The 13986-nt window shown below is 60.9% G+C and carries 11 protein-coding genes; 9 read left to right on the top strand and 2 right to left on the bottom strand.

All coding sequences use genetic code 11. From position 1 onward, the window contains the following. The first annotated feature begins 55 nt into the window (after window positions 1-55). The 8 genes from ILT44_RS25150 to ILT44_RS25115 all read left to right on the top strand — a co-directional run bounded on the left by ILT44_RS25150 (window position 56) and on the right by ILT44_RS25115 (window position 9397). Window positions 56-799 (top strand): aspartate/glutamate racemase family protein, encoded by a 744-nt coding sequence (locus tag ILT44_RS25150; protein WP_204242352.1) that lies wholly within the window; start codon window positions 56-58, stop codon window positions 797-799. 153 nt (window positions 800-952) lie between these two features. After that, window positions 953-1660, top strand: coding sequence for a GntR family transcriptional regulator (locus tag ILT44_RS25145; protein WP_204242351.1), 708 nt, complete (start codon window positions 953-955; stop codon window positions 1658-1660). Window positions 1661-1688: 28 nt separating this feature from the next. Further along, on the top strand, window positions 1689-2105 hold the full coding sequence (locus ILT44_RS25140; protein ID WP_204242350.1) for a hypothetical protein: 417 nt from the start codon (window positions 1689-1691) through the stop codon (window positions 2103-2105). Window positions 2106-2679: 574 nt separating this feature from the next. Then, window positions 2680-4254, top strand: a complete 1575-nt coding sequence (locus ILT44_RS25135) for an ABC transporter substrate-binding protein (RefSeq protein WP_204242349.1) — start codon at window positions 2680-2682, stop codon at window positions 4252-4254. Window positions 4255-4314: 60 nt separating this feature from the next. Beyond that, window positions 4315-5286 carry an ABC transporter permease gene (locus tag ILT44_RS25130; RefSeq protein ID WP_204242348.1) on the top strand — a complete coding sequence of 324 codons (972 nt, stop codon included), beginning with the start codon at window positions 4315-4317 and terminating at the stop codon, window positions 5284-5286. Next, complete coding sequence (locus ILT44_RS25125; protein WP_204242347.1) at window positions 5283-6197, top strand: ABC transporter permease; 915 nt, start codon at window positions 5283-5285, stop codon at window positions 6195-6197. Before ILT44_RS25130 ends, ILT44_RS25125 begins: the two co-directional genes overlap by 4 nt. Beyond that, a complete protein-coding gene (locus ILT44_RS25120; RefSeq protein WP_204242346.1) occupies window positions 6194-7924 on the top strand; it encodes a dipeptide ABC transporter ATP-binding protein in 1731 nt (576 codons plus the stop codon). The genes ILT44_RS25125 and ILT44_RS25120 overlap by 4 nt, the downstream gene beginning before the upstream one ends. Window positions 7925-7942: 18 nt before the next feature. Beyond that, window positions 7943-9397, top strand: a complete 1455-nt coding sequence (locus ILT44_RS25115; RefSeq protein WP_204242345.1) for an amidohydrolase family protein — start codon at window positions 7943-7945, stop codon at window positions 9395-9397. 682 nt (window positions 9398-10079) lie between these two features. Here ILT44_RS25115 and ILT44_RS25110 read toward each other — a convergent pair. Continuing rightward, window positions 10080-11300 carry an amidohydrolase family protein gene (locus ILT44_RS25110; RefSeq protein ID WP_204242344.1) on the bottom strand — a complete coding sequence of 407 codons (1221 nt, stop codon included), beginning with the start codon at window positions 11298-11300 and terminating at the stop codon, window positions 10080-10082. A 461-nt stretch (window positions 11301-11761) separates the two neighbouring features. Here ILT44_RS25110 and ILT44_RS25105 point away from each other — a divergent pair, with 461 nt between their 5' ends. Further along, on the top strand, window positions 11762-12661 hold the full coding sequence (locus ILT44_RS25105) for a DMT family transporter (RefSeq protein ID WP_204242343.1): 900 nt from the start codon (window positions 11762-11764) through the stop codon (window positions 12659-12661). 278 nt (window positions 12662-12939) lie between these two features. Here the strand turns inward: ILT44_RS25105 and ILT44_RS25100 are convergent, their stop codons facing one another. Next, a complete protein-coding gene (locus tag ILT44_RS25100; protein ID WP_204242342.1) occupies window positions 12940-13926 on the bottom strand; it encodes an IS481 family transposase in 987 nt (328 codons plus the stop codon). Window positions 13927-13986 lie beyond the last annotated feature (60 nt).

The following is a 13986-nucleotide window of genomic DNA, read 5'->3' as shown; positions in this document are numbered from 1 at the left end:
GCAACGCCCGGAACGCGAGTGTGCCTATACTATGATTTGATGTGGAGAAGGTGCGATGAAGCTGCTGCTTGTTAATGCGAATACCAACACCTTCGTGACCGACACCGTGGCGGCGGCGGCGCGCAAATGCGCTTCCCCTGGCACCGAGATCCTAGCGGTCACGAGCCCATTCGGCGCTCCCATTATTGAAAGCCGGGCCGAGCACGCGATTGGGACCTACGCGACCCTGGCACTGGTGGCCGAGCACTCCGAAGGATGCGACGCGGTAATCATAGCGGTCTCCTACGACACCGGCCTCGCTGGAGCGCGCGAGCTCTTGTCCATTCCTGTCGTCGGAATGACCGAGGCGGCGCTCTTGACGGCGTGCATGCTCGGAGGGCGCATCGGCATCGTCAGCTTTGGACGGCGCGTGGCGCCACTCTATCGGGAGTTGGTCGCGAGCTACGGCCTGACGGACCGGGTTGGTGGTTGGCGCGTCATCGAGTCAGCGGCTCCTTACCGTCCAGGCGGCAGGGACGGCATTCGCCCCGAGATTGCGACCCAGGCCCGAGACCTGATCGAGAAGGATGGCGCAGAGGTCATTGTCGTGACTGGCGCAGTCATGGCGGGAATGCAGGCGGACCTGCAACCTGAACTCCCGGTGCCGGTCCTGGATGGCATCACCAGCGGCATCGCGCAAGCCGAACTGCTCGTGCGCCTCGGGCTGAAGAAGGCAGAGACAGGCAGCTATGCCCCGCCCGGCCCCCGGGACCTCGTCAACGTCACAGATGCAGTCTCTCGCGCGTTCGCACAGGCCTAGCGCATCGGAACAGATCCCAAAAGTGGGTCCACTTTTGGGCCCGATGCCCTAGCGGCGGTAGGCCGATCCCGTGGAGCGCGAGTTGCGGACAGGTGTTGCATGGCACCTTCGGCAGGTATATCTGGTGTGAAATGCTGACAGGATAAGTGCGAAATGTCTACAAAATCGTCTCGGGACGTTTTCAGTGATGAAGACATCTATGATCGGATTTTTGGGGCGATCCAGGATCACTCTCTCCCACCTGGGACACGTCTGGTCGAAGAGGCCTTGTGTGAGACCTTCGGCGCCACTCGTCAACGGGTGAGGAAAGTCCTCAGCCAACTCGCGTTCGCGCATGTGGTGACGATCGAACCCCATCGCGGCGCATCCGTGAGCAAGCCGGGCATCGAGGAAGCAAGGCAAGTCTTCGCCGCACGACGGGTTATCGAGAGTGCGATCGTTCGGGATCTCACAGGTCGCCTGAAGCCACGGGACCGCGCATTCCTCAGCGAGCACATCGACCGGGAGGCGCAGGCGGCTCGACAGTCGGACCGCGCCGAGGTCATCCGGCTTTCCGGCGAGTTTCATCTCGAGATTGCCCGGATCAATGGAAACCAAGTTCTCGAGCAATTCCTACGAGAACTCGTGATCCGCGAATCCCTCGTGATCGCCGCTTATGAGCGCCCCGGCCAGTCAAGCTGCTCCTACCATGAGCATGCGACAATGCTCGAGGCAGTTGCCGGCAACGATCCTGAGACATCGGTGAGGGTGACATTGGAGCACCTCGGGAACATCGAGGACAGGCTAGATCTGAATCGCGACCGCGACGCACCACTCGATGTGTCAGCCGTGCTGCTTCGCCGCCGGTCCGCGTCACGGTGACGAACGCACAGGTTTCCACCGATCGAGAATGGCGAGCTTCGGCTGCCAATCTTTCGGCCAGCGCATCGTGCGGACCCAGAGAGCCGCGACCAACGATGCGCTAGAGCATTTTTCGGCGAAGTGGATCCGGTTCGCCGTCAAAAAATGCGGCACGCCACGGAAGAGAGCTGATTCCATGCCAATGGAAACAGTTTTAGGTGATGAATGCTTCCGACACCGAGCATCGGCGTGCGGACATCATCATTGGAAGCGGCAAGAACTTGCCGGTGTGCCGGATGCTGGAGTGAGCCTCGACCAAGCCACGACGCGCATCATTGAGGCCAATGGTCTGCTCGTGATGCCCGGACTGATCAATCGGCATCTGCACGCGCCAGGAAATCTGATGAAGGGCGCCCTCAAGGGCAGGCCGCTCGAAATCGTCATGCAATTCGAGGTGCCCCTATGAGCGAGGCATCGCCTCCACCGCGTCTGCACGATGTTCACACGATGCTCGGCGCAATCAAGATGCTAAAGCTCGGCATTACCCCGCTCCTGGATGATACCTTTACGCGCCCTCCCCGACCATCGAGGCGATCGATCCTGTCATGCAGGCATACGTCGATTCCGGTCGTATCGAGGTTGACCCCTTCAGCATCACGGCGTCGCGCCCCTAACGCTTGATCTGCCCTGAAATACCCTACTGGACCACTAACCAGTCGTTGACCCGTTATACTCGTTCGCGCGCTGGAAGATGCGGTTCTATCCGCGCAAATCGGCGAGCGCTTGTCTGCCGTAGATCGTCTGCGATGCCTGGCCTCCCCCTCGCTCACCGTCCGCTTGCGCAAGCCGCGGGTTAGGAGAGTTGGCCTCGATACCACAACGACAGGTCGCGCTCTGGCGAACTTTCAGTGTTTCATTGTGTACATTATTGCCTATCAATTGGCATCACATGCGACCTATTCGACCCATTGACCCTCAAAAAATTGTATGACATTTTCCCGCAGTTTTGTAGACAATCATTGAGGCAATGGGAGGAAACAATGTCAACAATGAATCTAGGCGGCATAGCTTTGGCCGTCGCAGTTGGAGCGCTCGCGGGCTTCACCGCGGAGGCAAAAACCCTGAGATGGTCATCGCCGACCGACCTCACGACGCTTGATCCGTATGCCCATACTGAGAGCTTCACGACCAGCATGTTGCACCACGTCTTCGACCCGCTGGTGCGACACGGCCGCAACCTTGAGCTTGAGCCGGCCCTCGCTGTGAGCTGGAAGACAGTAAGGCCGGATACTTGGCGTTTCGAGCTGCGCAAGAATGTGAAGTTCCATAATGGAAATCCATTCACCGCAGATGACGTTGTCGCCTCGATAACACGCATCCTCGATCCAGGTTCTCGAGCCCGCGGTGACCTCGTGGCTGTCGACAGGGCCGAGAAGGTCGATGATTTCACTGTCGACATCGTTACCAAGGGGCCATACCCGCTCCTCCTGAACGACCTCTCGGGCATCTACATCATGGACAAGGAGTGGATGGAGGCGAATGGTGCCCTGAAGCCGGGCGACGTCTCTCGGGGAGTCTCGACAGCTGCCTCCACCAGTGCCGTCGGTACCGGTCCCTTCAAGGTCGAGTCGTTCAAGCCCGAAGCCGGCACCGTCTTCGTGGTCAATCCCAACTGGTGGGACAAGCCCCAGCACAATCTCGATCGCATTGAGTTCAAGCCGATCAAGTCGGACGCAACCCGGGTCGCTGCCCTGCTCTCGGGCGAGCTCGATCTGATCGCGCCTGCGCCTCTGCAGGATCTGCAGCGGATCGGCAACTCCTCCGGCTTCAAGGTCATCGAGGAGCCATCGCTGCGCCTTATCATGCTGTCGCTCAGCTCCCGTCCTGAGCTCAAGACCGCTCCAGGACAGAAGAACCCGATGCTCGATCTGAGGGTGCGCCAAGCCATGTGGCATGCCATCGATTTCGAAGCACTCAAGAAGCGTGTCATGCGCGACAAATCCCGCAATACGGGAACCCTCGTGGCGCCGCAAGTTCCCGGCTTCGCGAAGGACAATGACCAACTCTTCGGCTACGATCAGGACAAGGCTAAGAAACTCCTCGCCGAGGCCGGCTACCCGAATGGCTTCAAGACCAAGCTGAACTGCCCGAACGATCGCTACATCAACGACGAGCAGACCTGCGTTGCCATCGCGTCGATGTGGACCAAGATCGGCGTCCAGACCGAGTTGCAGACAGAATCCCGTGCGACCTACTTCCCACGCCGGGACCGCGGCGAATTCGACAATTCCATGGTCGGCTGGGCGAACATGCCTTCCATGGATGGATTCGCGACGCTGTCGTCTCTGCTCGCCGAGCAGAAGGACGGCTATGGCGGCTCCAATGCAGGCGCTTACAGCAATCCCAAGATCGAGGAGCTGACCCGCAAAGCAGCGGTTGAGCTCGACGAGGAGAAGCGCCGCTCGATGCTCGTTGACGCTCTCAAGGAGGCCCGCGACACGGTCGCCTATATCCCGGTTCACCAGCAGCCCGTCGCTTGGGCCATGAGAGACGGGGTCGAAATCCCGCAGTTCCCGGACGAGTACGTGCGCCTCTGGTTCACGAATATTAAGTAGCCCCCTCACAAAGCACGCGCGGCCCGCCTCTCCTTTTGGGGTGGGCCGTCGGAGACAGCCATGTTGAAGGTTTTCCTGTCACGGCTTGGCCAAGCGATCCTCGTGATGCTCGTCGTCTCGGCGGTGTCCTTCGTGATGTTCCGCTTCGTCGGCGATCCGGTCGCCAGCATGTCGCGTGAAAGCGCAACCATTGAAGAAAAGACAGAGCTGCGGCGCTCGCTTGGCCTCGATCAGCCTGTCGTCGTGCAATACGGGCACTTCCTGGCGAGAACACTGAGCGGCGACCTCGGCATCAGCTACCGGAACCAGCGGCCGGTCACGCAGCTCATTGCGGAGCGGCTCCCGGCCACGCTCGAACTCGTCATCGTGGCGACCCTGCTTTCGCTCGCTCTGGGCATTCCCCTCGGTGTTCTCTGCGCCCTTAAACCGAATGGCGTCGCGGCCCGCGGGGTACAGGCCCTGTCCCTGATTGGCATTTCAACGCCCACCTTCGTGACCGGCATCGTGCTGATCCTGGTCTTCGCAGTCTCCCTGGGCTGGCTCCCCTCCTTCGGCCGTGGCCAAGTCATCGATCTTGGCTGGTGGTCAACAGGCTTCCTGACGGCAAGCGGGATGACATCCCTGCTGTTGCCGGGCATCACTCTTGCTCTTTACCAGTTGACCCTGATCATGCGCCTCGTACGTGCCGAGATGATCGACGTGCTGTCGAGCGATTACATCCGCTTCGCCAAGGCCCGCGGCCTGCCGGCCCGCTACATCCATTTCCGGCTTGCCCTGCGCAATGCCCTGATGCCGGTCATCACCGTTACGGGCCTCCAGATCGGCTCCCTCATCGCCTTCGCGATCGTGACCGAAACCGTGTTCCAATGGCCCGGGATGGGCCTGTTGTTCATCCAGGCCGTGAGTTTCGCCGACATACCCGTGATGGCAGCCTATCTGCTGTTCGTCGGCCTCATGTTCGTCATCATCAACACCGTGGTCGACATCCTCTATGCCGTGGTCGATCCCCGCCTGCGCGCGAGGTCCGCATGAAAACACTCACCGCCTCTCCGGGTTTGATTACCCGCATCGGCGCGCCGATCTCTGTCATGGTCGCCGGCGTCGTGGCACTGGTCATGGTGGCCTGCGCTCTGCTCGCCTCGCGGATCGCGCCCTACGATCCCACGGATCTCGCATCCTTTGACCTGATCAATGCCGAATTGCCGCCAGCCTTCTCGGCCGATGGCGATCCTCGCTTCCTTCTCGGCACCGATAATCAGGGACGGGACCTCCTGTCCGCCATGCTCTACGGAGCGCGTGTCTCGATCGCCATCGGCGGCGGCGCCGTTCTCGTGGCCGCGACCATCGGCGTATTCCTGGGTCTGTTGGCGGGATATTATGGCGGTAAGGTCGACGCGGTAATCATGCGCGTGGCCGATGTGATCCTGAGCTTCCCCACCATCCTGCTGGCCCTGCTGGTGAGTGGCATCGCGCGCGCTGTCTTGCCCGGTGCTGCGACGGCCGAGTGGGCGCCGGTCATTCTCATCTGCGCCATCGCGATCCATGAATGGGTGCAGTATGCCCGGACGGTGCGCGCGGCGACCATGGTCGAGACGGCCAAGGAATACGTGCGCGCCGGAAAGGTGATCGGCTTGCCCTCGCGACGCATCATGCTCAGGCACATCCTGCCGAACGTGATGAGCCCCGTTCTGGTGATCTCCACCATCAACCTCGCGGCAGCCGTGCTGACGGAGGCGACCCTCTCCTTCCTCGGGGTTGGCATGCCGCCGACCTACCCGTCGCTCGGCACGCTGATCCGTATCGGCAATGAGTTCGTGTTCTCGGGCATCTGGTGGATCGCCCTGTTCCCCGCCCTCGCCCTCGTCATCCTGGTGGTGGCCGTTAACCTCGTCGGCGACTGGCTCCGCGACCGATTCAATCCCAAGCTGCGAGTGAAACGATGAGCACTCTCCAACCGCCCGTCCTCGCCATTGACGATCTGCGGGTCGAGTACCCGTTGGCCGACGGCTCGGTCTTCACCGCGGTGGAGAGAGCCTCCCTCGTGATCCACACTGGCGAAATCCACGCCCTCGTGGGAGAATCCGGCGCCGGCAAGACCACCATCGGCAATGCCGTGATGGGTCTGCTTGAGAAGCCCGGACGGATCGCCTCAGGCACGATCCATATCGGCGGGAAGCCGCTCGATCCGAACAAGGGATCGGCCGAGGGTGTCGTGCTCGGGCGCGACGTCGGGGCGGTGTTTCAGGACCCGATGACGAGCCTCAATCCGCTCTTCACGGTGGAAAGCCAACTCACCGAGACCATGCGGGCGCATCTCAAGCTCGACCGCGCGGCCGCCCGCGCGCGAGCCCTGCAGCTTCTCAAGGACGTCGGTATCCCCGAGCCGCAGCGCCGGCTCAAGGCTTACCCCCACCAGCTTTCGGGCGGCCAACGCCAGCGGGTGGTCATTGCGTCCGCGCTCTCCTGCGATCCCAAGCTCGTGGTTGCCGATGAGCCGACGACCGCCCTCGACGTTTCAGTCCAGGCGCAGATCCTCAGGCTTCTGCGGGATCTCGCGGATCAGCGCGGCATCGGCATCCTGCTCGTCACCCACAACATGGGCGTCGTGGCGCAGATTGCCGATCGCGTCACCATCATGCATCGGGGCATGGTGGTCGAGACGGGTCCGACGGCCGAAGTGCTGCGTCATCCGAGAGCGCCCTACGCCAAGGCTCTCATCGGAGCCGTGCCCCGCATCGACGCGAGACTGGAGCGCTTTCCAGTCATCGGCGAGGAGGGTAAGGGGCGTGCCGCCGAGGCCCGCGCCGTCCTGCGTTCGAAAGCGGAACGCACCGGGGCCATCGCCGATGGCGGACCCATTCTTTCCGTCGAGAATCTGCAGGTCGAATATACCACCAGAGGCGTTCTGCCAGGCTCGAAAGGCCACAGGTTCCGTGCCGTCGACGGGGTGAGCTTCTCGGTCAATAGCGGCGAGGTCTTTGGCCTCGTGGGGGAATCAGGCTGCGGCAAAACCACCATCGCCAACGTCGTCTCGGGCCTCCTGAAACCAACGGCCGGACGCGTGACCTACCGCGGACACACGATTGCCGGAGAGGGCATGGTGCGATGCGTTGGGCCATTGCGCCAGGCGATCCAGATGATTTTCCAGGATCCCTATTCGTCGCTCAACAGCCGCATGCGCATAGGCACAATCCTGGCGGAGCCCATCCTGTTCTACCGCCTCGCATCGTCGAAGGCCGAGGCTGCCGCCGACGTCGCGCGGATGATTGAAGCGGTGGGACTTGAGGCGGATGCGGCCCAGCGCTTCCCGCATGCCTTTTCGGGCGGCCAGCGCCAGCGGCTTTCGATCGCCCGCGCACTTGGCGCAAGACCCAAGCTCATCGTCTGCGACGAGCCGACTTCCTCCCTCGACGTGTCGGTGCAGGCCCAGATCCTGAACCTGCTGAAAGACCTGCGCGACGCGACCGGTCTAACGCTTCTGCTTATCAGCCACGACCTCGCGGTCGTGCGCCAGATGTGCGACCGCGTCGCCGTGATGAGGAACGGCAAGCTGGTGGAGGAGGCCAGTGCCGAGACCCTCTTCAGCACCCCGCAGCACCCCTATACGCGAGAATTGCTGTCCCTCGTCCCAACCCTCGACCGCATTCGCGGCGAAGCCCAAGCTGCTTGACCGACCGGAGCTTCCTGAATGGCCGACATCATCATCATCCACGGCATCGTGGTCACGATCAATCCACAGCGCCGCGTGATTGCGGACGGCGCCGTCGCGATCGAAAGGGATCGGATCGTTGCCGTGGGATCGACCAGCGAAGTCACCGCGGCGCATCAGGCGCCGGTGGTGATCGACGCAACGAACAAGATCGTCATGCCTGGACTCATCGACGGCCATGCCCATGCGGGACACGGCCTGATCAAGACCATGGGCGGCGGCGACAGCCGGCAATGGTACGAGGCATGCGAGAGGGCCTATACCGTGGCCTCGACACCGGAATTCTGGCGCGCGGAAGCCCGGCTCGCCGCCCTTGAGCGGCTTCGGTTCGGCGTGACCACCGGCGTTTCGCTTCTCGGCGGCGGCGACAACATCATGCGCGCGGACGAGCCGATCTACGGGGACGCACATTGCGAGGGCGTTCGCGAGGTCGGCACCCGTTCCGTCGTCGCCGTTGGCCCGACATTGCCGCCGCATCCCCGCACCTATGCCCGCATTGTCGATGGAAAAGCGGTGGAACGGCCCGTCACCTTCGAGGAACAGTTCGCGACCTGCCAGACCCTCATTGATTCCTGGCATGGCAAGCATGGCGGACGCCTCAATATTGCTCTCATCTCACCGACCTTGGAGGTGGAACGCCTTGGGGAACTCAGTTCGGTCAATTTGGAGGAGGCGAGGCGCCAGGCGAAGATGACGGCAGACCTCGCGCGCGAGGCGGGCTTGATCTTCACTCAGGACGGGCCTTCCAAGGGCGACGTCGCCTATGCGAACGACCTTGGAATTCTCGGTCCCAACGCACTCCTGACCCATGCGACGAACCTGACCGCTGACGAGATCCGCATCGTCGCGGACACGGGTACCAGTATCGGCCACAACCCGAGTGCGATCGCCTCGATCCTCGGCCGCTGCCCGGTGCCGGAACTCCTGGACGCGGGCGCCAATGTCTGCCTCGGCTCCGACGGCACGGCGCCGGATCGGTCCGGCGACATGTTCCGTCACATGCAGCAATGCATGCATTACCATCGGACCTCCTTCAAGGATCCTAGCTTGCTTCCACCGGGCCGCGTGCTCGAGATGTGCACCATCGACGGCGCGAAGGCGCTGGGCCTAGAAAAGGAGATCGGATCGCTCGAGGTCGGCAAGAAGGCGGACGTGGTGCTGCTCGACCTGCGTCGTCCGCATCTCTATCCGTTCAATATGCCAGTCTTCCGGCTGATCTATTTCGCCAACGGCAACGACGTCGATACTGTGATCGTCGACGGCCGCATCGCTTTGCAAGGTCGCAGTGCAATGTTTGTGGATGAGGACGAAGTCCTCGACGACGCACAGCGCGAGGCGGAGGCCCTGCTGGACCGCACTGGTTTCCGCTATATGCTCGAGACGCCGAAGACATTCTGGAAGAGCGTGCGGTCCAACCATCAAAGCACATCCTGATGGACGAGGCTGCAGAGGGAGACCCTCTGCACCCTCTTCAACCGTGCTCCATGCACTTGTCCCGGCAGCCATGCGACCGGAAGGATCGGTGATGCTGTCGTCGACGAGCAACTCCTGATTTTTGCACCTCTCGCTCCTGCTCGAAAACCGATAGGCTTGGAACGCGACCGCTTTCACGAGTCTTCAGGCTGGCCTCGCGTTCATTGTGCCGGGTTGGCTGCCGACACCGCTACGCGACCGCGGGCTGAACATGACGGATGTGGGCTTGGTGACCTCGGTGTCGATCTTGCCGCAGCGCCGTAGAAAGAGGCGCAGATACCCCGCTGAGTTCGTGTGTCATGACGTCTGAACCAAGGGGCGAAACATCGCCCCTTCGAAATCAACCCTCCCGGAGGGAATCCTCCGGTTCAATCTTAGCGTACGGCTTAGCGGCAGCAGCACCGAACCGAACGCGTGCGATCGCCGGAAGTCTAACGATTCGCCCGTTATAATGGCTGTCTTCGCAGGGTCACGAAGGCCTTTTGAGCCAAAGCTAGCGCATCGTGCGGACCCAGAGGGCCGCGTCAGCGAAAAGTGGATTCGATTTTCACTGGCATGGCCCTACGGGTCCGCACTCAACGATGCGCCAGCCAAGAGCAGGAGCATCGGACCCAAAAGTGGGTCCACTTTTGGGACCGATGCTCTAGCCGAACAGTGTGTTCTCCAGAATGCTGCCATTTCGGGCGACGATATGGCCGCCTTTGATGACAATGCGGTCCACAGGATGATTGATGACGGCTTCGGCAATCGTCTCACCGGGCACGACCAAGAGATTGGCGGAGCACCCTTCCTCAACGCCGTAGTCGGCGATCCCAAGCGCCGCCGCACCTTCAAAGGTGCAAGCCCGCAAAGCAAGTTCAACATCGATGTCGCGACGGAAATTGTTTCGCATCGCCACTAGCTTCGCTCTCTCTAACATATCCCCCGTACTGAATGGGCTCCAACTGTCACGGACCCCGTCCGATCCTGAACAGACGGTCACACCCGCCCTCACAAGCTGTGCGGCGGATGGGCAAGCACGTCCGGCAGGCGCCGTGGTCATAATGGAGATCTGATTTTGTGCCAGTTCGTCGAGCGTCCTGGCGATGTCGGCCGGCTTAAGGTCCCCAAGGCAGAACGCGTGGCTGATAGTGACGCGACCTTGAAGTCCCAGCGATTTCGTCCGCTCGATGATGAGGTCCGTCGAGAAGCCGCCTAATTCTCCTGGCTCGTGCAGATGGATATCGATTGGTTTACAATATTTCTGGGCCAGTCCGAAGACTGTATCGAGGCTACCTTTGGGATCACGGTCGCTTTGCGCGGGATCGAGTCCGCCGACGACGTCGGCGCCCATCGACAACGCTTCCTCCATGAGTGCAATTGTGCCGGGACGTGAGGTCAGTCCAGCCTGAGGAAACGCGACGATTTGGACCTCGAGCAGTTCTTTGTATTTCTCCTGCGCTCGCAACACGCCTTCGAGCGGCTCAAGGCCGGTGTCCGTGTCGATGGAAACATGTCCCCGAAGGAACGTCGAGCCAAGCGCGAGCGAGTGAGCGAGCTGGCGTTCGGCCTGCAATTGGAAATCAATACGCCGCCTCTTAATCTCGGCTTTTTCCGCGTTGATCTTGTCTTGCAGGTTGGAACCCACATTGTTTCGAAACCAGGGCAACCCTAGGAACGAGTAGCCCAAGTGGGTGTGCGCCTCGACAAGACCCGGGAGAACGAGTTTTCCCCCTCCGTCCACCACGGGGATGTCGCGCGGCGGAACGATGTCTCGTCCAACGCGGGAAATGACGCCGCGGTCAATGAGGATATCGACGGTGTCGCCGCCATCGCATTGGCCTGACTTATAAGGTCGAACGGCTCTTAACAGCATGCTCTCCATGAGCGATTTCCCCTGTGTTTCCTGCATAGAAGGATAGCCTCTGCGACGCCGAGTAACGCGACCATTTAACGTTCCGACTGTGGCGGCAGCTCCCTATTGCTTACAAAGCATCTCTATCAATCTCGCCACGGATGATTACGATTTTTGCATTTTTTTGTAAACAATTTCCCTTGCGATTTTTGACAAGGAAGCTAAAAACTCTCGGGTGAGAAGCTCGATGTGGCTCTGATTTAGACGGAGGCATTTCTCGGTCAATGCACGCTAAAGCATCTGTAGCACGGAGCCGCGAGTGTCTCCGCGCTCCGCAATTAGGTGCACAAGGGTCCGCCACTCAGTCTTGGATCGCTGTTTCCGTTCGTTGCCACGGTGCTGAAGTCTTACTTCTGAGGTCAAGCAGCTTCCGCTGGTTCTCTCAATACCTGCTGGACTTGCCAGCAAATCTTTCATCAAATGGTAGTCTCGTGACCCGATTTCCAAGTAATCACGTTAAGGGCCTCGTAATAACAGCACTTGGAGGCATAGCCCTCACTGTCGATATTCCGCTGATCCGCCTTTCGAACGGCGATCCCTGGTCGATCTTGATGCTTCGCAGCGGCACAACCGTAGCAGCTGCCTTGGCGATTTGGGTTTTATGGAGATTCCTTCGCGGCAACCCGCCAGCCCTCATTCCCGGGCGCGCCGGGCTCGTCGTCGCAAGTCTTTATGCGCTTGCCGCCCTCACTTTCGTCTCAGCGGTCTTCAACACGAGCACCGCCAATTTAGTCTTTATCCTCGCGTTCAATACCGTGTTCGCGACATTCCTATCTTGGCTGCTCCTCAAGGAACGGCCCAAACCCGTCACGCTGGTCGCAATGATGGCAATGCTATGCGGGACGCTGATCATCGTTTTTGACGGGATGGGCAGTGGAAGCATTATCGGGGACTTGCTGGCACTGTCCTCAGCCTTCCTGCTTGCAGCTGCCATCACCGTTACACGTTCGTCCGGTCGGGATATGGGATTTGCCTCGCTTGTTGCCACTGTCGTTCCGTTTGCGATCGCAGTGATCATGGTTTCTAAGATTGGCTTCCGTGTTGAAGAGCCTTGGTGGGTGATCCTCGATGGAGCAATCATCTTTCCGCTATCGTTCTTCTGTCTCGCAAAAGGCCCCAAGTATTTGCCTGGTCCCGAGGTCGCGATGTTCTATTTGCTGGAGACTGTCCTTGCACCCATCTGGGTGTGGATGATCTTCACGGAAGTCCCACGGTGGGCAACAATTGTTGGCGGGGCGATCCTCGTTCTTACCCTCATCGCACATTCCCTGTGGCAATTGCGAGAGGAGCGCAGGCGTGACGCTCAATACAGCGGTTCTATTTTAACCTAGAGCGAGGACCTGCACAGGTGACGACGGCTTTGGCGATATCATCGTTCCCAACCGTCTCAGATGTGATCGACTTAAACTGCAATGTCGTCGAAATCGGTTGGGCATAGGCCTGAGGCCAGGCCAGCGCAAACTGGTTGGCACACTCGACTGCGAGCGCGAGGCCGCGCTCGACCAAGTGCCGCGGCCTGCACCAGGGCTGTCGCCAAGTAGGCGCAGGCTCTGGGTTCGTCGGCGCGGCCAAAATGGTTAGCGCAGAGCGCAAGGCCTCTCTCCGAGAACTAGTTGTCTGGATGCGAGACCTCCTTGGCGTGAGCGACGACCTGGAGGGCTGGCGGCAACGCGTCTGAATCGGGGGGCTTGTAGCGCCGGTTGGCCAGCTTCGGCTCGGCGACCAAGCGGCTTTGCACGATTTGCTCAGGAGATCGCCCCTTCAGCACGCGCTGGCGTCTCCGGTTGTAGGCCTGGTTGAGGCCCTTGAGCAGCGTCTCCAGATCCCGGTGGCGGTAAATGGTAATGCCCAGCACCTCGTGCTGCACCCGCCCGTTGAAGCGTTCGACGAGACCATTCGTTTGCGGCGTGTAGGGCTTGGTTGTGCGATGCTGCACCTTCAGCTGGCGGCAGGCCTCCTCGAAGCCATCCGCCGTGAAGCAGGATCCCCGATCCGTGAGCACGTGCGTGATTTTGAAGGGGAACGCGCGGATCGTCTCTTTCAGGAAAGCCACCGCGCTGGTGGTCAGCTCATCGTCTTTGACAGCCAGATGCACCCAGCGGGAGCAGCGATCGATGGCCACATACAGGAAGCGCTTGCGGCGCTCGCCATCGGCGGTCTGCAGCTTAGGCAGGTGCTTGATATCCATGTGCACGAAGCCGAGGTCATAGTCCTTGAAGGTGCCGCTCCGGCGCTTGAGCTGCTCGGCCGGTGGTAATCGTCCCAGCCCCTCGGCTTTGAGGATGCGGTAGACCGCATCGCGGTTGAGATGGGGCAGGAAGTGCGTGATCACGAAGGTAAGGTCATCGAGGGGAAAGCCGGTGGCCTGACGCAAGGCGCAGACGATGGCGCGCTCCTCCTCGGTGGCCTTCCAGGGCAGCTTGTGCGGCCGGCTGGAGTGGTCCTGGCAGTCCTGCGCCCCGCGTTTGCGCCATTTGCGGATGGTCTCGGTGCTGACGCTGAAGCGCTGGGCCAGCACCCCGGTGGGCTCTCTCGAATGGGCGATCTCCTGGCGAACGGCCGGGGTGGTGCGAGCTTGCGGATGAAGGGAGTGCATCACGTCCTCCTGCGGTGAGAAGCTCGGCGTCGCAGGCCGTCAAAGCGCCAAGTATACTCC

This window comes from Microvirga arvi, assembly GCF_016892765.1.
Taxonomy (GTDB): Bacteria; Pseudomonadota; Alphaproteobacteria; order Rhizobiales; family Beijerinckiaceae; genus Microvirga; species Microvirga arvi.
This window is presented reverse-complemented; position numbering and strand designations above follow the sequence as displayed.